Below are 18,010 nucleotides of genomic sequence, written 5' to 3'. Positions count from 1 at the left end.
GTGAGCACACCGCCGCGGCCCGGACGCTCCGGAGCTGCGGTTTGTTCCTCCCTCCCTTCCCGCCGCCCGATCCGCCAGGCTCTAGAACCGAGGTCCGTCATGTCCGTGACCGATCAGCTTCTGGTCAACAACGCCCGCTACGCCGAGACCTTCTCCGGCCCGCTCCCCTTGCCCCCCTCCAAGCAGCTCGCTGTCGTGGCGTGCATGGACGCCCGGTTGAACGTCTACGCGATCCTCGGCCTCGACGACGGGGAGGCACACGTCATCCGCAACGCCGGCGGCGTGGTCACTCAGGACGAGATCCGCTCGCTCGCCATCAGCCAACGTCTTCTGGGCACCGAGGAGATCGTCCTCATCCACCACACCGACTGCGGCATGCTGACGTTCACCGACGACGGCTTCAAGGACAAGGTCCAGGCGGACACCGGTATCCGTCCGCCATGGGCCGCGGAGGCTTTCGGGGATCTGGCCACGGACGTCCGCCAGTCGATCGCGCGGATCAAGGCGGACCCCTTCGTCGTGCACAAGGACCGCATCCGGGGCTTCGTCTTCGACGTGGCCACCGGCAAACTCGACGAGGTCCACTGACCGCGCGGTACGGCTGTCACGTCGACGGCCGTGGCGGGTCCGGCGTGAGATCCGTCCCGGTACACATGAACGACAAGAAGCTGTCACACACCGACCGGAATGACGGATCGGGAGCCGGTGGTTCTCACTGGCATGACTGTAGGAGTGACGCTCAACGCATCCGGCGCGGAGAACCAGGTCGACGCCTCCGTACGACTGGCCCACGAGGCCGCGGCGGCCGGGCTGCGGTCGGCCTGGTTCGGGCAGACCTTCGGCGCGGACTCACCCCAGCTCGCGGCGATCGTCGGACGCGAGGTCCCCGGACTCCATGTGGGCACTTCCGCGATCCCCGTCTTCGGCCGGCACCCCCTGACCGTGTCCAGCCAGGCCCAGACCGCCCAGGCGGCCACGCACGGCCGCTACCACCTCGGGCTGGCCCTGGGCACCAAGCTCCTGACCGAGGGCGGCTTCGGCCTGCCCTTCGAGCGGCCCATCGCCCGCCTTCGTGAATTCCTCATCGCTCTGCGGCAGTTGACCGAGACCGGTACGGCCGACTTCCACGGCGAGCTGCTCACCGCAGCCACACCGCTCTCCGCGCGCGTACCGGGCGCGGAGAGCGGTGTCCCCCTGCTGGTCGCCGCGATGGGGCCGCAGGCTCTACGTGCCAGCGGTGAACTGGCGGACGGGATCCTGCCCTACCTGGCGGACCCGAGCGCCCTGGAGAAGCACATCGTCCCGGCCCTCACCGCCGCGGCGACGGCCGCGGGCCGTCCCACGCCTCGGATCGTGGCCCTGGTGCACGGTGTGGTCACGGACGACGTCGACGCCGTACGGGAGAAGGCCACCGAACAGCTCGCGTTCTACGAACGGATCCCGTCCTACGCGCGGGTCATCGAACTCTCCGGCGGCCGACGGGCGTCCGACGTGGCCGTGATCGGCGACGAGAAGACGGTCGCGGCCGAGGTACGGCGCTACCGGGACGCCGGGGCGACGGAGGTGGTCTTCTCCGGCACGGAGATCGCGGGAGAAGCGGACCGGCGCCGCACCTGGGCGCTCCTCGGCGAACTGGCCGGATGAGGGAACACCGGCAGCGGAAACCCTCGGCAGAAGACCCGCACACCGTTGCGGAGACAGACCCAGCGAGACGAAGGAGTACTGATGACCACTCAGGTCACGACGACCGACCTCCAGGCCTTCACCCAGGACTGGCTGAACTGGTACCGCGCGCAGGAGGAACGGCTCGCCGACCCGCACGGGTTCCTCGCGATCACCGGCCTGCACTGGCTCGACGACCGGCCGCAGCGCCTCCCGGACGCTCCGGGGACGTGGCGGACCGACGCCGACGGGGTCACCGTGCTCCTCGACGACGGCGAGGAACTGGTCGTGGAGGGAACCCCGGTGCGCGGGGAGCACCACTTCGGAGTGCTCCCCGAACGCGGTGGCGTCAACGCGGTCTGGGGGAACGCCGTCATCGAGGTGGCCAAGCGCGGCGGAAACGACATCCTACGGCCCCGGCACCCGGACGCGCCGCTGCGCACGGCCTTCTCCGGAACGCCCGCCTACGCACCGGACCCGCGCTGGGCCTTGACGGGCCGTTATGTCGCCTTCGACGAGCCGCGGCCGACCACGGTGGGGGCCGCGGTCGAGGGCCTGGAGCATGTGTACGACGCACCGGGCCGGATCGAGTTCCACCTGGACGGGCGCCCCCTGTCCCTGACCGCGTTCCCCGGACACACCCCCGGCGCGTTGACGGTGCTGTTCACCGACACCACTTCCGGGGTCACCACCTACGCCGCCAACCGCGCCCTCACCGTCGAGGCGCCCGCCGCCGACGGCACGGTCGTCCTGGACTTCAACCGTGCGACGAACCTGCCGTGCGCCTACACGGATCTGGCCACCTGCCCACTGCCGCCGACGGAGAACCGACTGCCGGTGGCGATCGAGGCCGGCCAGAAGATCCCCCACGAGCGGGGCGGCGCCTGAGCCCACCTACCCGCACTCGCCGAGACCCAGGGCTGTAGACGCCGTCGTCCGGGCACGCACCGGAGCGCGGCAAGACGGTGACGGTCGTAGGGTGTGAACTTTCAGAGGCGACCCTCCCGGCGGTGCGCGCGTCAACTGAGCGCCCCTGGGAGGGCGTTCGCGGTATGCCGAACCGACGAGGCGGCGGAAGGCGTCGAGGAGCCCATGCGCACCCACCTGCGTCGGCATCCGTGACGCACTGACCAGACCACGCCAAGATCATCCGAATTGCGCCGTATTCCGGATTGTCTGCTACGGCAACATGTCGGCCTCGTGGCGGGACCAGCAAAAACCTGGTGCCCGCCGCAAAGTACGGACCAAGCTGACGCTCGTTCGATCTCCCGTCGTGGCTTCTTCCGTCCCGCAGAAAGTTCCACCGCGCATGTATTCGTCTGGTCTCTCCCGCGCTCCCGAAGCGCACCTCTCCGGTGCGGTGAGGAGGTGCCGCACGTGGTGCGCTATGTAACGCGCAAGGTGGCAGGCTGGCTTCTGATGATCGCGGTCGCGACCAACGCGACCTATTTCCTGGCCAGTTGGTTTCTGGACCCGAGGTCGAACTTCAAGGAGCTGCGGCCCGTCCGCAGCGAGGTCCAGATCGACCGGGCCCTGGCGCCGTACAACCTGGACCCGCGGGTGCCGTTGGTGCACCGGTGGTGGGACTGGTTCACCTCGGTGGCCGTCCACTTCGACTGGGGCAAGTCCCCCACCGGCGTCTCCGTCAACGGAGAAGTGGGCTACCGGTCCCTCATCAGTGCGGAGTTGGTCGTCATCGCGACCGTCCTGTCCGTCGTGATCGGCGTCGCGCTCGGTGTCTACACCGCCGCACGGCAGTACGGCTGGGCGGACCGGCTCTCGCAGGCCGTGTCCATCGCGGTGTTCAACGTGCCGACGTCTGTCGCCGCGCTCGCGGTGGTCTTCGTCGCCATCTGGCTGAACCAGCACGCCGGACTGCACTTCCTCTACGTCGCCGGGGAGAACTCACCCAACGTCGAAGGACTGCTCCCGACGATCGGAGACCGTCTCCTGCACCTGATCCTGCCGACCCTGACACTGACGCTGATGGGATACGTGGGCTACCACCTGACGCAGCGTTCGCTTCTGCTCGACACGATCAACGCCGACTTCGTGCGCACCGCTCAGGCCACCGGGCTCACCCGCGCCCAGGCGATCCGCAGACACGCCCTGAGGGCCGCGCTCATCCCGACGGCCGCCTCCGTGGCGTTCAGCGTCCCCGCCATCTTCACCGGCGCCATCATCACCGAGACGATCTTCGGCTGGAACGGCATGGGCCGCTACTTCATCCAGACCATCAGCAAGAACGACGTGCACGGAACGGTCGCGACGGCCGCCTTCGCCGCGGCCCTGACCGCGGTCGGCGCGATCCTCGCGGACATCGCCACGGTCTTCCTCGACCCGCGCGTGAGGGTGAACTGACGTGGCCACCGATGCGACGACCGATGCCGCGTCCCGTGGTGCGGCGGACCAGGTTCCGCGAGCGGCCCGCTCCGCGCGCCGGCGAACGAACCTCGGCCTCGGCCGGCTCTATCTGCGGCGCTTCCTGCGCAACCGGCTCGCCGTCGTCGGTGTGGCGATCTTCGTGCTGCTCGTGCTGTTCGGAGCCCTGGGCGGTCTGTTCACTTCCTACGCGTACACCGACGCCGACTTCACCGCACTCACCCAACCGCCCAGCACCCTCCACTGGTTCGGCACCAACCAGGGCGGCAACGACATCTACGCCTGTGCCGTGCACGGCCTCCAGCGCTCCCTGGCGATCGCGGTGAGCGTGTCCGTTCTGACCATCGTCGTCGCCGCGGTCGTCGGTTCCGGCGCCGCGTACTTCGGAGGCCGGGTCGAAAGGGTGACCCTCGCGGTCATCCACTTCCTTCTGATCGTCCCCTCGTTCCTCATCCTCGCCCTGGTCTCCCACCGCCTGGCCGGCGACTGGCGCGTCCTCATCGTCGTACTGACCGTGTTCGGCTGGATGTCCACCGCGCGGGTGATCTGGTCCGTCTCGACCTCACTGCGCGAACGGGACTACGTGACGGCGGCCGAGTTCATGGGCGTCAGCCCGCTGCGCATCATCCTCCGCCACATCATCCCCAACCTCGGCTCCCTGCTCATCGTCAATCTGACGCTCGGTGTCGTCGCGACCGTGCTCAGCGAAACGGCCCTGTCCTTCCTCGGGTTCGGCGTCCAGACTCCGGACGTCTCCCTCGGCACGATGCTCGCGGACGGGGCGAGCACCGTCACGAGCGCGCCCTGGCTCTTCGCCTTCCCCGCGGGGCTCGTCGTCCTGCTCACCGTGTCGATGACCTTCATCGGCGACGGACTGCGCGACGCCCTCGACCCCACTTCGGTGACCGGCTCGGCGGGAGGCCGACGATGACACTCGCGACCCCGCTGCTCGACCCGGTGCCCCCCACCGACGCCGCCCCCGTGCTCTCCGTGCGGGACCTGCGGATCTCCTTCCCCTCCGAGGCCGGAACCGTCGAGGCGGTGCGCGGCGTGAGCTTCGACCTGCTGCCCGGCCGGACCCTCGGCATCGTCGGCGAATCCGGCTCGGGCAAGTCGGCCACCGCGATGGGGATCATGGGCCTGCTGCCGCCCTCCGCCTCCTTGCACGGTGAGGTGCTGCTCGGCGGACGAAACCTGATCGGCCTGGGTGACCAGGCGCTCTCGGAGGTACGGGGCAACTCCATCGGCATGGTCTTCCAGGACCCCCTGTCCGCGCTCACGCCGATCTTCTCCGTGGGCAGACTGCTCTCCGACGCCTTGCGGGTCCACCAGGACCTGACGAAACGGGCCGCCTGGGAGCAGGCCGTCGAACTGCTCGGTCTCGTCGGCATCCCCGACCCCCGCAACCGGGCCACGTCCTTCCCGCACGAGTTCTCCGGCGGCATGCGCCAGCGCGTGGTCATCGCCATGGCGATCGCCAACAGACCGTCCGTGCTCGTGGCCGACGAGCCCACCACCGCACTCGACGTCACCGTGCAGGCGCAGATCCTCGACGTGCTGCGACTGGCGCAGGAGGAGACCGGCGCCGGCCTCGTCCTCATCACTCACGACCTCGGGGTCGTCGCCGGCCACGCGGACGACGTCGCCGTCATGTACGCGGGCCGCTTCGTGGAACGCGCGAGCGTCGAGGAACTCTTCCGCCGGCCGACGATGCCGTACACCGCGCGGCTGCTCGCCGCCGTACCGACCGTGGACGGCGGGGCCCGCAAGCCCCTGCTCCCGATCGGCGGGGAACCACCCGCCCTGGTGGGCCTCCCCGACGGCTGCCCCTTCGCGAGCCGCTGCGCCGTCGCCCTCGACGCGTGCCGCTCCGACGAACCGGAGCTGCGCCATGTCACCGGGCACGGGCACGTGGCCTGTCTGCGCGCCACCGAGATCGCCGACGGATCCATCGATCCCCATGGGGACGTCGTGCCGGTCGGTCAGCAGGCGGCCTCCGACCGTGCCGAGGCCGGCGAGATGGTGCTCCGCGTCGAAGAGCTCGTCAAGACGTTCCCGGTCACCAAGGGTGCCCTCCTCAAACGCCGGGTCGGCACGCTGCACGCCGTCAACCGGGTCAGCTTCGAACTGCGCGCCGGGGAGACCCTGGGCCTGGTGGGCGAGTCCGGCAGCGGCAAGACCACGACACTCATGGAGATCCTCCGGCTCAGGCGGCCCGAGGGCGGCCGCATCGAGATCGCCGGCACCGATGTGGGAACGGCCGGTTCAGGCGCGCGCGTACGGGAGTTGCGGCAGGACGTACAGATGGTCATGCAGGATCCGCTGGGGGCCCTGGACCCACGGCTGCCTGTCTTCCAGCTGCTGGCCGAACCCCTGCGGGCCATCGGGCGGGACCGCGCCTCGATCCGGTCCCGTATCCACGAACTGCTGACGCTGGTCGGACTGGACGACTCGGTGAGCGACCGCTTCCCGGCCGCCCTCTCCGGAGGTCAGCGCCAACGGGTCGGCATCGCCCGCGCCCTGGCGACGGAGCCGAAACTGCTCGCCCTCGACGAGCCGCTCTCCGCCCTGGACGTGTCGGTGCAGGCAGGGGTGATCAACCTGCTGGCACGGCTCAAGCGTGAACTCGGGCTCGCCTACCTCGTGGTCGCCCACGATCTGGCCGTGGTCCGGTACATCTCCGACCGCATCGCGGTGATGTACCTGGGGCACATCGTCGAGACCGGGGAGACCGAGACGATCTTCTCCGATCCGAAGCATCCGTACACCCGGGCGCTGCTGTCGGCGATCCCGGTGCCCGACCCACGGCGGGAACGCACCCGCGAACGCGTCGTGCTGGAGGGCGAGCAGCCGAACGCCACCCAACTGCCCGCTGGGTGCGTCTTCGTCGACCGCTGCCCGCTGTACCGCCTCTCCGACGACAACGTGCGCCGACGCTGTCGCGAGGAACGCCCCGTGCCGACCCCCGTGACCGGGCAGCCCGGCCACCAGTACGCCTGCCACGGCCACGGCGTCTGAGTACCCGCCCCGACGATCGAGGACCACCAGCATTCCCGGACCCGGGCCCACCGTCGGCCACCGGTTCCCGTCCGCACCCTCCACCGACCCAGAAGGAACCACCCCCCATGCACGCAAGACTGGCCCTGCCCGTCGCTCTCCTCGCCGCCGTCTCCGTCGCCGCCACCGCGTGCCAGTCCTCATCCGGGAAGGGTTCCGCGGGCCCGGACGCGAAGGACGCCCCCTCCGCCGCCTCGGCGGCCGCCGACTACAACCCCACGCCGTACGACAAGATCAAGGATGGCGGCACCTACACCACGGTCGGGACCTTCGACGACCAGGGCAACCCGTTCAACGTCAATGCCACGCTGACCGCGGCCCGCGTCTGGGCCTGGTACAACGCCGACGCCATCACCTACTCACCGACCGGTGAGGTCCAGTACAACCCGGACTACTACAGCGACGTGGAGGTGTCCGTCGAGGGCGGCCATCAGAAGGTGACGCTGACGATCAACCCCAAGGCCGTGTTCAACGACGGCACACCGATCGACTGGACCGCGATCAAGGCCACCTGGAAGGCCAACAACGGTTCCGACAAGGCCTACGCCGCCTCGTCCACCGACGGCTACGACCAGATCACCTCGGTCACGAAGGGCACGAACGCCAAGCAGGCGGTCATCACCTTCAAGGGCGTCAACGCCTCCTGGTCGAGCCTGTTCACCACGTTCCTGCATCCCAAGGCCGCCACGGTCGGCAACTTCAACAAGGCGTACGTCAAGAAGGCCCACCCCGAGTGGGGCGCGGGACCGTACACCGTCGGCAAGTGGGACACCCACTCGGGCGACATCACCTTCGTCCGCAACCCGAAGTGGTGGGGCAAGAAGGGCAAGCTCGACAAGCGCGTCTACGTGAACCTGGAATCGACCGCCGCGGTCAACGCCTTCAAGAACGGTCAGCTCGACTACGTCTCCGCCGTCGACGCCGAGAGCCTCAAGCAGGTCAAGGGGCTCAAGGGCACGGAGATCCGCAGCGGCGGAAGCCCCTTCGAGTACTCGCTGTACTTCAACACGAAGTCTCCCGTCCTCGCCGACAAGGACGTACGCAAGGCCGTCGAGGAGAGCATCGACCGCTCGCAGATCGCGAAGATCCAGTTCCAGGGCCTCGACTACAAGGAGCCGCTGCCCGGTTCGGCCGTGCTGTACAGCTTCCAGAAGGGCTACGAGGACAACGTCGCGGCCGTGCTGAAGTACGCTCCGGACGAGGCCAAGAAGTCACTCGCCGCGGCGGGTTGGAAGCCCGGGGCCGACGGCATCCGGGTCAGGAACGGCAAGAAGCTCGAAGTCGGCTACACCCTCCTCGGCGACGATCCGCTGGACAAGGCCACCGCCGGCGCCTTCGCCGCGATGCTGAAGCCGGTCGGCATCCACCTTGTCATCAAGAAGGCCGACGAGGCGGACTTCTCCAGCATCCTCAGCGAGCGCAAGTTCGATCTGTTCCTCTCGGGAAACCGCTCCATGGACCCGTTCGGCGCCCGCTACCTGTGCGACTTCTACTGCTCGGACCGTGACTCCAACATCACCGGTGCGGGCACGCCCGCGCTGGACAAGCAGATCCGCGCCACCACCGGGATCGCCGACCTCGACAAGCAGTCCGCGGCCGCCAACAAGGTCGAGCGCAAGGCGCTTCAGGAGTACGCCTTCCTCCCGCTGTTCAGCGGCCCCTCGACCTACGGTGTGAAGAAGGGCCTCGCCAACGTCGGCGCGACCATCTTCTACAACCCGCTCCCCGAAACGGTCGGCTGGCAGAAGTAGCACCGGCCCGCATCGGGTTCTGCCGGAAGAGATCCCCCGGATCGGCATGGCCGAGGGGCAGTCAGATCCCATCCGGGGGATCCGCGGGCAGCGGGCGGTGCGGGAAGTTCAGGGCGGCGGGCAGGGATTCCCCGCCGCCCGCAGAACGTATCGCCCGCATCCAGGCGGCGGAGTGCACGGCGCTTGCGGTGTCAACGCGGCGCGTGCGGCGCTGTGCAGCGCCACAGGTGCCGCTCGCGCTCTCACCTCTGATCAACGGCTGTTCGCCGGTCGGTTCCGCGTTCAGCAGCTCAGGGACTGACGGGGACCAAACCCGCGTCGGGTGCCGACTGGGCTGGCAGGCCAGACGAAGGCCGGTCAGGGGTTGAAGAGGATCTTCACTGCGCCGTCCTGCTTCTTCTGGAACATGGCGTAGGCGTCAGGGGCCCGCTCCAGCGGCATGCGGTGGGTGGCGAAGGATTCGACGCCGAGCGGGTCGGCGTCGGTGAGCAGGGGCAGGAGGTCGTCCACCCAGCGCCAGACGTTGGCCTGGCCCATGCGCAGTTGGATCTGCTTGTCGAACATGGTCAACAGAGGCAGGGGGTCGGCCATCCCGCCGTAGACACCGGACAGGGAGATCGTGCCGCCGCGGCGGACGAGCTCGATGGCCAGGTACAAGGCGGACAGGCGGTCCACGCCCACGCGTTGCATCAACTTGGCAGCCAGCTTGCTGGGCAGAAGGGTGGTCATCTGCTGGGCGGCCGTGGCGGCGGCGGCGCCGTGGGCCTCCATTCCGACGGCGTCGATGACGGAGTCGGGGCCGCGTCCGTCGGTGAGGTCACGGACGGCTTCCACGATCCCGTCTCCTTGCTCCTCAAGGTTCAGGGTGTGCACTCCACGCGCCTTCACCCGATCCAGCCGCTCAGGTACCAGGTCGATGCCGATGACCGTCCCGGCGCCGCGATGGGCGGCGATCCGGGTGGACATGTCCCCGATCGGTCCCAGGCCCAGCACCACGACGCTGCCGCCGGGAGGCACGGCCGCATAGTCGACGGCCTGCCACGCGGTGGGCAGGACGTCGGACAGATAGACGAACCGTTCGTCCGGAGGCCCCGGAGGGACGGCTATGGGCAGGGTGTTGCCGAACGGTACGCGCAGGTACTCGGCTTGCCCGCCGGGGACCTGGCCGTAGAGCTTGGTGTACCCGAACAGGGATGCCCCGCTTCCCTGGCTGTGGACCTGCGTGGTCTCGCACTGCGAGTGCAGACCCTGCTTGCACATGAAGCACGTGCCGCAAGAGATGTTGAACGGGACCACTACCCGGTCTCCCTTGAGCACGTTCACGACCTCGGAGCCGACCTCTTCGACGATCCCCATCGGTTCGTGGCCCACGATGTCACCGGCGTCGAGGAACGGTCCCAAGACTTCGTACAGGTGCAGGTCGGAGCCGCACAGCCCGGTCGTGGTCACCTTGATGATCACGTCGGTCGGATCCTGGATCCCGGGATCGGGGACCGTGTCCACTCGTACGTCCCTCTTGCCGTGCCATGCCAACGCCTTCATGCGTCCTCCTCAGCCACTGCGCACCTCGGACCGATCGCGGTCCCGCGTCCGGCGCGGACTTCCGCCTCCCCCGCGAGGGCGATGACGAAGGCCGAGAGGCACGCCTCGCCGAGTACCCCATGGACCCAATCAACACATAACGGACAGGAAGGCGTTGCGGGGTGCCTGAGCGCGCTGTCCGGACGCCCGCGCGAATTCGAGGAGGTCGCCGAGCGGGGATCGGGAAGGGAGGCGGCCATGGGGCTTGGCGTGGCCCGCCTTTCGGCCAGCCAGCCGAGGGCCACCTTCGCGCGGACGGCGCGGACGGCCGGTACCCCGAGGTCGCCCATGATCTGCGTCAGCGAATCACGGTCCTGCCCCACCCACGCCGGGACGCGATCCGGGCTTCGGCCGCTCAGACCCGGCCACTGGCTGCCGGGTCTCGCGCCATGGCCCCGGCCGTGGTGCCGGATGCCGCCGCCGGGGCGACGCGTTCCACGGTTCGGGCAAGGCGGGGCAGCATGCTCCGGTGCCGTAGCTGGATCAGGAGATCGAGGGGTGCGGCGTGCAGAGCCCCTCCCGGCCCGCGCAGCGGGTGCTCGTCCACGAGGACCAAGGCCTGACCGCCCCACGGACGTACCTCAATGGCGATGCGCGCCGTACCCAGGCGACCGCTGTCGGCCTCGAGCTCCAGCCAGCGCGGCGGTTCCGCACGACGAACCACTGTCCGCCCTTCGAGCGTCCATGGACCCAGGTCCACGCGATACGCCAGCGCCGCGTCGACCTGCGGCCACCGAGTGTCCAGTGGCCAGGACGCGGAGGTCCCCACGACCCACTCGGCGTAGAGCCCGGGATCCTCCAGAACCGCCCAGACGGCGTCAGGGGACTGTTCGATCACTTGGTGTCGAATTGCCACGACAATCACCTGAAATAGTAATGAATAGGTGCAGGTCGGCGAGTACCCCTCCGTACCGGCATCATGCGCGGGAGGAGATCAGGCGTCCGTGCGACCGCCACGACGGACAGCGCCGGCCAGACTCCAGCGTTGAGAGGCAGACCGTTCGGGTGCAGTCGAGGCCACGGTGAGATGGCGGCGTGCTGCCGGGTAGCCGTTGTACATGAACACACACGCCTTCGACTTCGACACCCCTGCCCAGACCAGGAAGGCATCCCCCCTGGACTCGGCGTCGACATGGTGGCTGACGACCCTGGACCGCATGGAACGGTCGACGGTCGCGGATCCGGCGATCCGAGCTCTCCAACGCGGAATCCACTCACTCCCCCTGGGTGAGGTACGCGAACTGCTGCGCGGCCGGCCACTGGGCCATCCTGTCCATCCCCTTCTGGTACAGGTACCGATCGGTTGCTGGCTGTCGGCCGCCGTACTGGACGTCGTGCCGGGAGCGGGGCATGCGCCCACCACCCTCACGGCCGTCGGTTTGGCCGGGGTCGCCCCGGCAGCCATCGCGGGCTGGGCCGACTGGGCGGACCTGCCACCCGAGCAGGCCCGGGTCGGACTGGCCCATGCGGTCTCGAACGCGGCCGCGGTGGCGTTCTACGGCGCCTCCCTGACGGCGCGGCTCCGCCACCGTCCGACGAAGGCCAGGCTGTGGTCGTTGGGCGGTTTGGCAGCCGTCGCCGTGAGCGGTGCGCTGGGCGGTCACGTGGCGTATCGGCAGGCCGTAGGAGCGAATCCCGCGACCTAGCAGACCGCGTCCGACCACGCCTCTTCTCCGATCCCGGCCGCCCTTGACCAACTCCGCGATCGGCCAGACATACACGGCGCTGACGACCACTCCGGCGACTCGCTCCGCCTGGAGGAGGCCCCGGTGCATCACTCGGAGAAGGTCCCGGAGTTCCACTCGGAGGAGGTCCCGGAGCCGCGTTTGTCTCACGGCAGGACGGGGACCCGTGGCCAAAGGACGGGGACGCCCGCAGACGACGTCCCGTCATCGGAGGAAACCATGATCATCCTCGGAGTCATTCTGCTCGTCGTCGGCCTCGTCGCGGGCATTGGAATCCTTTGGACCATCGGAATCATCCTGGTCGCGATCGGAGTCGTGCTCTGGATTCTGGGAGCGGTAGGACGTGAGGTCGGCGGACGACGGCACTACTGGTAATGGCCGCCTTTGTCGGGGCATTCGCCTGACCAGCAACGGCACCGATTCGCGACTGATATCCCGACCTCCGGGTGCGCCTCGCAGTTTTCGCCGTGGCCTCCGCGAATCCCCATCCACATCAAGGCCTTCAGGTCTTTTGTCGGCCGGATAAGCCCGGTCGTCCCCGTCTCCCCGGCCGCCCAAAACAGACACGGAACAGCTCCCAGTTTCCTACGGCACAGACCACAGTTTCTTGAGATAGCGGGCACCCGTTTTCTTGAGAGACACGGCACAGCCCGGCTACGGCCAACCGTTTCAAGGGTTCAAGGGTTCGGCAGTGAGCCCGCCACCGACTCCGTGAAACGGCCACCCGCCGCGGGCGGGTGGCCGTTCGCGTCCACCAGAGCCCTATGCCGCGTCGGAGAGCACTTCCTCACGCAGTGACGCGCAGCTGCTGCTGAGCAGACGCGAGACGTGCATCTGCGAGACGCCGAGCCGCTCCGCGATGCGGCTCTGCGTCATCCCGCAGAAGAAGCGCAGGTAGAGGATGGTCTGCTCGCGCTCGGGGAGCCTGCGGAGCGCGGGTTTGACGGATTCGCGGTCGACGACCAGGTCAAAACCGGCGTCGGACTCTCCCAGCGTGTCGGCCAGAGTGTGTCCGCCGTCACCGCCGGGCAGTTCGGCGTCCAGCGAGAGCGCCGCGAAGCTGTCCAGGGCCTCCAGACCGCTGCGTACGTCCTCTTCGGTCAGGTGTGCGTGTTCGGCGATCTCACCGACGGTGGGCCGGCGGCCCGAGAGCGTCGGTGTCAGTTCCTTCATGGCGATACGCACCCTGTTACGCGCCTCCTGGACCCGGCGCGGCACATGCAGGTCCCACATGTGATCACGGAAGTGTCGCTTGATCTCTCCGACGATGGTCGGGACCGCGTAGCTCTCGAAGGCGCTGCCCCGGTCCGGGTCGTAACGGTCGACAGACTTGACCAGGCCCAGTGCGGCAACCTGGGTCAGATCCTCGACGCTCTCACCTCGGCCGCGGTACTTGCCGGCGATGCGCTTCGCCATGGGCATCCACGCCTGCACGACCTCGTCACGCAGAGCCTGCCGCTCGGGACCGTCGGCGAGACCAGCCAGGTGGACGAATGCGGCAGCACTGTCCGGGGCGTCACGGTGGGTCTGTCGCTTCAGGGTGATCTCGGCACGCATGGTGAATACAACTCCCTCAAGGGGTTGCTGAATGGACAGAACACCATGGGGACGAATTCACGGCTGTCGGGGGCACACCCGCCTGGCGGAGCGAAACGCTCCCACGGACGCACCTCCAGTCCGAAGCACTACTTTTAAGTTTCCCGCATATCCGCCCGACAAACGGATGACGAAATAGCGTGACGCTAGGAAATCAATCGATTGTGAAGCGTGATAATCCTGGAGAAATTCAACCGTGCCACACATCCGGACAGCCGCATGGAAATCCTCGTTGAGCATCTTGCCGAGAACACTCCGAATGTCGCCGCCGATCGAAGCCGCCTTTCCGGCAGCTTCACCGCCGCAGGACCGGCCACCTCAGCCGGGCGGCACTTCGCCTGCCGTCGCGACAGGGCGCCCGGATTCGAGACGGAACGCCCGGGTCGCGACAGCCGCCTCGCGCGGCTCCCGCGACCCGGGTGGGTCAGCTTCCTCCGGTGCCGCCCCCGGCTCCGGATTCCCACCGCGGGCGCTCCTGATCGTCACTGCGCTTGCTTCCAGAACTGTGGAGTTGGTACGGCGTGAGTCGCTCGCTCCCGTCCGCGGCCCGAGGGACCTCGTCCGGCTCACGCATCTCCCTGGATTCATGCGCAGGACCGGATTCCGGCAAGGTGGGCTGCTCATGGGGCTGGGGCGGAGCAGGCTCACGCCGACGCGCCTTGATGCCCAGCCGGACTGCCCACACCAGAGCACCCACGAGAACCAGGCCGCCCACGAGGGCGCCGAGCATCCCGAATGCCGCATCCGGCAGGGCTATTTCCCAGTTTGTCGCTTTCATGGCCGACGGGTACCCGCGTATGCCAGGTCAAGACTCCGAGGCGGCGACGAGTCGGCGGGTGGGCGTCCGCACCCCTGGTCAGTTCGGCAGCCTCACCTCAGCCGAGCGCGGCGGCGGTTCGAGCAGCGCGACGTCGCAGAGACACCCACGCGGCGCGCCCCGGCCCACCGTTGCGGGGCATCGCAGGTAGCCGAGGCGGCCGCACGTACCGGCACCGAGGAGGCCGGCCGGTGGCCGCGATCCGCCACGGCCCCTGCGGAAGTCCCGTGCCGGGCGGCGACTCACTGCTCGCCGAGCGCCATCCACTTCTCCGGCTTTTCGAGCGGTGCGAAACCCACTTCGGCGTAGACACCGTGGGCATCCGCCGTGGCAAGCAGAACGCGGCGCAGTCCGTACGGGGCGAGGTGGTCTCTGACGGCGGCAGCCAGCGCGGTGCCCAGGCCTTTGCCGCGCACGGCGGGAGCGATGTAGACGTCGCAGAGCCAGGCGAAGGTGGTCTGGTCGGTGACCACTCGGGCGTAGCCGGACTGAGAGCCGGAGGCACGGTCGTAGACGCCGAAGTTGAGGGACCCGGCGATGGCCAGGTCCTGCCTCTCCCGGGAGCGGCCAAGGGCCCAGTACGCGTCCTGTGACAGCCACCGGTGGATCAGCGCGCGATCAAGACGCCCGGGGTCGGTGGAGATTTCATAGCCGGCCGGAAGAACCCTGTTCATGTCCGCATCCAAGCAGTCCGGACCTGGACAGGCCATGGAATTCCACCGGGACCGCGCTCATACGGCCACCTTCACACCGGGATGGCACGTCCAGGTGCCTGACGTATCACCTCTCAGGCGGCGGAGGTTTCGCGTTACCTCTCAGGCGGCGGAGGTGTCGCGGTGTGGTGGGGGTTCCGACGGGTGCGACGTGCCGTCTTGAGCCGGGCCTCCAGGAGGTGATCCCGCCCGGCGGCCAGTTCGTCGACGATGTCGCCTTCCACTGCCGCGAAGGGCCGGTAGTAGGTCGTGTTGTAGGCCTCGACGATCTGGAACGTCCAATGCCCGGGGATGACGTTGCGGCCGACGAGTTCGCGCTCGACCCGGGCGGCCTGCTCGTCGTGGCCCGCCTCGCGCAGCAGCCGGACCGCTTCACCGAGCTCGAAGTCCGCCGTCCCGGTCAGCTGGTGGAACCCGTAGAGGTGGCCGCGGGCCCGCTCCGTGGTCTCCAGAGCCTTCGAAAGCGCCCCCAGGGCGTCCACCGTCTCCTCGTCGACGCCCTTGGGCACCTGGTGCGCCGAATCCATCTCGCGATTACTGTCCATGGAGATTCCCTGCCCGGCAGGTGCCTGCCAGAGCGGTCGATTGAGCCACGCGGCGTATGCGCCGAACGCCGATCTCGCACCGCGCGAGCGCTCCGTCGCTCATCCGGACTGCCACTCATCCGGACTGCCTTCCTCTCCCGGGCGAGGAAGTGCAGAGGTCGGGGGCTGGAGGTCCGGCTCCTGTCCACCGCGTTGAGCAGGGAGGCGAAGGACGCCGCGTCCCTCCCGCCAGGCGGCGAGGAGCACGGATCCGAGCCGGTCCTCCAGGAGCGTGGTGGCCTGGACACCGAACACGATGTCCGGCTCCAGCGCGGGCTCGCTCTCCAGCAGACCGCCCACCACGTCGTGTCGCACGACCTGTTCGTGGACAGCATCCGCCTCGACGTGCTCGTCGTAGAACCGGATGGCGGCCGGCCCGGCACCGATGCGCCGCAGCGCCTTCGCCAGTCGCCGCGAGCCCGGGGATGACGTCACCTCGACGGCGGCGAAGTGTCCGACGAGCGCGCCCCGCAACGCCCGGTGCAGCCCGAAAAGGGACATCAGGTTCACGGTGGCGAGTGCCTCAGACGGAGCGGCGTCGAGGTAGTGACCGTATGCCGTCTCCAGGCCGAGGTCTTCCATGAGGTCGGCATAGAGCCTGGCGTGGATCTCCTCCGGGCGCCCCGCACCGAATTCGTCGTACTCCACCGCCACCATCGCCGCCTTGGCACGGCCGTGCAGCCGGGGGACGACCCAGGCGTGCGGGTCCGCCTCTTTGAGATGGTAGAGCGACCGCAGCGCCGCGTACTCCGCCAACTGGCTTGGTTCGCCCTCGCGTTGCAGATAGTGCGAGATGCTCGTGTCGTCGTGGCCCACGGGCTCGATCTGCAGGTCGTCGAGCACCGCCTTCAGCGGGACCGGGCCGGGGACGTCGGCACGCAGAGCGGTGAGAAATCTCTGTTCGAGCGCGCGGCGCAGGACCAGGAGCTCGGGGTCCCACTCACGCTCTTCGTCCACCCCGTCGAACCCTTGGTAGTGCAGTTCGTACAACACGTAGAGAGCGAGCTGCAGATCGTCACCGTAGGGATCGGCGTCGGCTGCCCCTTCCGGTCCCGGGACCGGCTGTCCGTGCCCGAGAGCGGAGACGACGCCGGCGGACAGCGCGCCGCGCGGGGTGGGCAGAGGCGGGCTGGACAGCCGGGCCTCTTGTCGTGTGGGCAGTCGTGTGGACATCACTCGGTTCCCCTCGGCCCGGCGGCCTGGCCGTCGGCATCACCGGGCTCGGACGGACAGCCCGGGGTCGACCCGGCGGGCCCGGTCGTCTCGCCGTCCGCCTTCACGCGGCGGCGGTGACTGGTGTCGCACCACGGATAGGTGCGGCTGCGCCGACAGGTACAGATGGCCACCGTGAACCGGCGGGAGACGCTGACGCTGCCGTCCTCTCCGATCACCTCGACCGGCCCCTCCACGAGCAGCGGCCCACCGGGGTCGACCCGGACGCGGCGCGGTCGTTCAGGCGTGTTCGGCACGGATGACCACCAGTTCTTCCTCGGCCTCGTCGCCGAGCAGGCCTGTCCGGCGCAGCCACGGCAGACGGGACCGCAGTACCGGTCCGAACGGAACCTTGGCCCGGTCCGTGACCACCGGCGCCAGACCGGCGCCCGCGAGCCTGTCCAAGGTGGCATCGACACCGCAGAGCCCCGAATGGACCACGAGGAGTACCCCGGTGGGCCGCAGCACGGCGGGCGCGGCATCACAGATCCGGTCCACCAGGATCCGGCCGTCGTGCCCCGCCTCCCAGGCCCGGGCAGCGCCCCTCCGAGGGAGGCGCGCGTCGGGAGACGGCACGTAGGGCGGATTGCTGATCACCAGGTCGTACGACTGACCCGGCACCGCGGCCGTGAGGTCGCCGTGGCGCACAGTGACACGCTTCCGGGCGATGATCGCGTTGAAGCGCGCGGTCAGCACGGCCCGCCAGGAGATGTCGACAGCCGTCACCCGGGCTCCCCGTCCCGCCGCCTCCAGCGCCAGGGCACCACTGCCCGTTCCCAGCTCCAGCACCCGGGTGCCGGGGTTCATGTCCTCACGGCTCAGCGCCCGCGCCAGAAGGCGTGTGTCGTGCTGGGGCCGGTACACCCCGGGGGGCGCCAGCAGAAACGGGGGAACCAAGGGGGTCAATGTCTGGGTGGTCACTGCCTGCCTCCGATGTCGGGTACGGCGCGGGACGACCTGGGTCCTCCTC

At 68.9% G+C, this 18,010-nt stretch carries 18 protein-coding genes; 9 read left to right on the top strand and 9 right to left on the bottom strand.

The window, feature by feature from the left end:
- The first annotated feature begins 99 nt into the window (after positions 1-99).
- From ACZ6KY_RS34175 to ACZ6KY_RS34145, 7 genes are all read left to right on the top strand, one after another.
- A complete protein-coding gene (locus tag ACZ6KY_RS34175) occupies positions 100-588 on the top strand; it encodes a beta-class carbonic anhydrase (RefSeq protein WP_469314126.1) in 489 nt (162 codons plus the stop codon).
- A gap of 132 nt (positions 589-720) precedes the next feature.
- The gene (locus ACZ6KY_RS34170; RefSeq protein WP_469314125.1) at positions 721-1,644 is read left to right on the top strand and encodes an LLM class F420-dependent oxidoreductase; all 924 of its coding nucleotides are present in this window, start codon (positions 721-723) and stop codon (positions 1,642-1,644) included.
- An 81-nt stretch (positions 1,645-1,725) separates the two neighbouring features.
- Positions 1,726-2,550 (top strand): DUF1684 domain-containing protein, encoded by an 825-nt coding sequence (locus tag ACZ6KY_RS34165; RefSeq protein WP_469314124.1) that lies wholly within the window; start codon positions 1,726-1,728, stop codon positions 2,548-2,550.
- Between the two features lie 489 nt (positions 2,551-3,039).
- Positions 3,040-4,023 (top strand): ABC transporter permease, encoded by a 984-nt coding sequence (locus ACZ6KY_RS34160; protein WP_469314123.1) that lies wholly within the window; start codon positions 3,040-3,042, stop codon positions 4,021-4,023.
- Between the two features lies 1 nt (position 4,024).
- Positions 4,025-4,975, top strand: coding sequence for an ABC transporter permease (locus ACZ6KY_RS34155; RefSeq protein WP_469314122.1), 951 nt, complete (start codon positions 4,025-4,027; stop codon positions 4,973-4,975).
- A complete protein-coding gene (locus ACZ6KY_RS34150; RefSeq protein ID WP_469314121.1) occupies positions 4,972-7,062 on the top strand; it encodes a dipeptide ABC transporter ATP-binding protein in 2,091 nt (696 codons plus the stop codon). Before ACZ6KY_RS34155 ends, ACZ6KY_RS34150 begins: the two co-directional genes overlap by 4 nt.
- Before the next feature lie 107 nt (positions 7,063-7,169).
- Positions 7,170-8,852 carry an ABC transporter family substrate-binding protein gene (locus ACZ6KY_RS34145; RefSeq protein ID WP_469314120.1) on the top strand — a complete coding sequence of 561 codons (1,683 nt, stop codon included), beginning with the start codon at positions 7,170-7,172 and terminating at the stop codon, positions 8,850-8,852.
- A gap of 357 nt (positions 8,853-9,209) precedes the next feature.
- On the opposite strand, the gene ACZ6KY_RS34140 is transcribed toward ACZ6KY_RS34145, so the two are convergent.
- Positions 9,210-10,394, bottom strand: a complete 1,185-nt coding sequence (locus ACZ6KY_RS34140) for a zinc-dependent alcohol dehydrogenase (protein ID WP_469314119.1) — start codon at positions 10,392-10,394, stop codon at positions 9,210-9,212.
- Positions 10,395-10,788: 394 nt separating this feature from the next.
- A complete protein-coding gene (locus ACZ6KY_RS34135) occupies positions 10,789-11,289 on the bottom strand; it encodes an SRPBCC family protein (RefSeq protein ID WP_469314118.1) in 501 nt (166 codons plus the stop codon).
- A gap of 202 nt (positions 11,290-11,491) precedes the next feature.
- On the opposite strand from ACZ6KY_RS34135, the gene ACZ6KY_RS34130 reads away from it, so the two are divergent.
- Entirely contained in the window at positions 11,492-12,079 is a 588-nt protein-coding gene (locus ACZ6KY_RS34130) for a DUF2231 domain-containing protein (RefSeq protein ID WP_469314117.1), read from the top strand.
- A gap of 258 nt (positions 12,080-12,337) precedes the next feature.
- Positions 12,338-12,493, top strand: coding sequence for a hypothetical protein (locus ACZ6KY_RS34125; protein WP_328557740.1), 156 nt, complete (start codon positions 12,338-12,340; stop codon positions 12,491-12,493).
- Positions 12,494-12,880: 387 nt separating this feature from the next.
- On the opposite strand, the gene ACZ6KY_RS34120 is transcribed toward ACZ6KY_RS34125, so the two are convergent.
- From ACZ6KY_RS34120 to ACZ6KY_RS34090, 7 genes are all read right to left on the bottom strand, one after another.
- Positions 12,881-13,675, bottom strand: a complete 795-nt coding sequence (locus ACZ6KY_RS34120) for a SigB/SigF/SigG family RNA polymerase sigma factor (protein WP_469314116.1) — start codon at positions 13,673-13,675, stop codon at positions 12,881-12,883.
- A gap of 463 nt (positions 13,676-14,138) precedes the next feature.
- The gene (locus ACZ6KY_RS34115; protein ID WP_469314115.1) at positions 14,139-14,492 is read right to left on the bottom strand and encodes a DUF6479 family protein; all 354 of its coding nucleotides are present in this window, start codon (positions 14,490-14,492) and stop codon (positions 14,139-14,141) included.
- Positions 14,493-14,773: 281 nt separating this feature from the next.
- On the bottom strand, positions 14,774-15,205 hold the full coding sequence (locus tag ACZ6KY_RS34110; protein ID WP_469314114.1) for a GNAT family N-acetyltransferase: 432 nt from the start codon (positions 15,203-15,205) through the stop codon (positions 14,774-14,776).
- 134 nt (positions 15,206-15,339) lie between these two features.
- Positions 15,340-15,789 (bottom strand): hypothetical protein, encoded by a 450-nt coding sequence (locus ACZ6KY_RS34105; RefSeq protein ID WP_469314113.1) that lies wholly within the window; start codon positions 15,787-15,789, stop codon positions 15,340-15,342.
- 99 nt (positions 15,790-15,888) lie between these two features.
- A complete protein-coding gene (locus ACZ6KY_RS34100) occupies positions 15,889-17,001 on the bottom strand; it encodes an iron-containing redox enzyme family protein (protein WP_469314112.1) in 1,113 nt (370 codons plus the stop codon).
- Positions 17,001-17,297, bottom strand: coding sequence for a CDGSH iron-sulfur domain-containing protein (locus tag ACZ6KY_RS34095; protein ID WP_469314111.1), 297 nt, complete (start codon positions 17,295-17,297; stop codon positions 17,001-17,003). The genes ACZ6KY_RS34100 and ACZ6KY_RS34095 overlap by 1 nt, the downstream gene beginning before the upstream one ends.
- Complete coding sequence (locus tag ACZ6KY_RS34090) at positions 17,281-17,946, bottom strand: HemK2/MTQ2 family protein methyltransferase (protein ID WP_469314169.1); 666 nt, start codon at positions 17,944-17,946, stop codon at positions 17,281-17,283. Before ACZ6KY_RS34090 ends, ACZ6KY_RS34095 begins: the two co-directional genes overlap by 17 nt.
- Positions 17,947-18,010 lie beyond the last annotated feature (64 nt).

This window comes from Streptomyces sp. NPDC042002, from assembly GCF_055588305.1.
The sequence above is the reverse complement of the archived record's forward strand: the minus strand, read 5'-3'. Positions and strand labels throughout refer to the sequence as shown.

Bases quoted from the DNA above. Each gene is read 5' to 3' on its own strand.
- ACZ6KY_RS34175 (WP_469314126.1), top strand. From the start codon at position 100: ATGTCCGTGACCGATCAGCTTCTGGTCAACAACGCCCGCTACGCCGAG.
- ACZ6KY_RS34170 (WP_469314125.1), top strand. From the start codon at position 721: ATGACTGTAGGAGTGACGCTCAACGCATCCGGCGCGGAGAACCAGGTC.
- ACZ6KY_RS34165 (WP_469314124.1), top strand. From the start codon at position 1,726: ATGACCACTCAGGTCACGACGACCGACCTCCAGGCCTTCACCCAGGAC.
- ACZ6KY_RS34150 (WP_469314121.1), top strand. From the start codon at position 4,972: ATGACACTCGCGACCCCGCTGCTCGACCCGGTGCCCCCCACCGACGCC.
- ACZ6KY_RS34145 (WP_469314120.1), top strand. From the start codon at position 7,170: ATGCACGCAAGACTGGCCCTGCCCGTCGCTCTCCTCGCCGCCGTCTCC.
- ACZ6KY_RS34140 (WP_469314119.1), bottom strand. From the start codon at position 10,394: ATGAAGGCGTTGGCATGGCACGGCAAGAGGGACGTACGAGTGGACACG.
- ACZ6KY_RS34130 (WP_469314117.1), top strand. From the start codon at position 11,492: ATGAACACACACGCCTTCGACTTCGACACCCCTGCCCAGACCAGGAAG.
- ACZ6KY_RS34125 (WP_328557740.1), top strand. From the start codon at position 12,338: ATGATCATCCTCGGAGTCATTCTGCTCGTCGTCGGCCTCGTCGCGGGC.
- ACZ6KY_RS34120 (WP_469314116.1), bottom strand. From the start codon at position 13,675: ATGCGTGCCGAGATCACCCTGAAGCGACAGACCCACCGTGACGCCCCG.
- ACZ6KY_RS34115 (WP_469314115.1), bottom strand. From the start codon at position 14,492: ATGAAAGCGACAAACTGGGAAATAGCCCTGCCGGATGCGGCATTCGGG.
- ACZ6KY_RS34110 (WP_469314114.1), bottom strand. From the start codon at position 15,205: ATGAACAGGGTTCTTCCGGCCGGCTATGAAATCTCCACCGACCCCGGG.
- ACZ6KY_RS34105 (WP_469314113.1), bottom strand. From the start codon at position 15,789: ATGGACAGTAATCGCGAGATGGATTCGGCGCACCAGGTGCCCAAGGGC.
- ACZ6KY_RS34100 (WP_469314112.1), bottom strand. From the start codon at position 17,001: ATGTCCACACGACTGCCCACACGACAAGAGGCCCGGCTGTCCAGCCCG.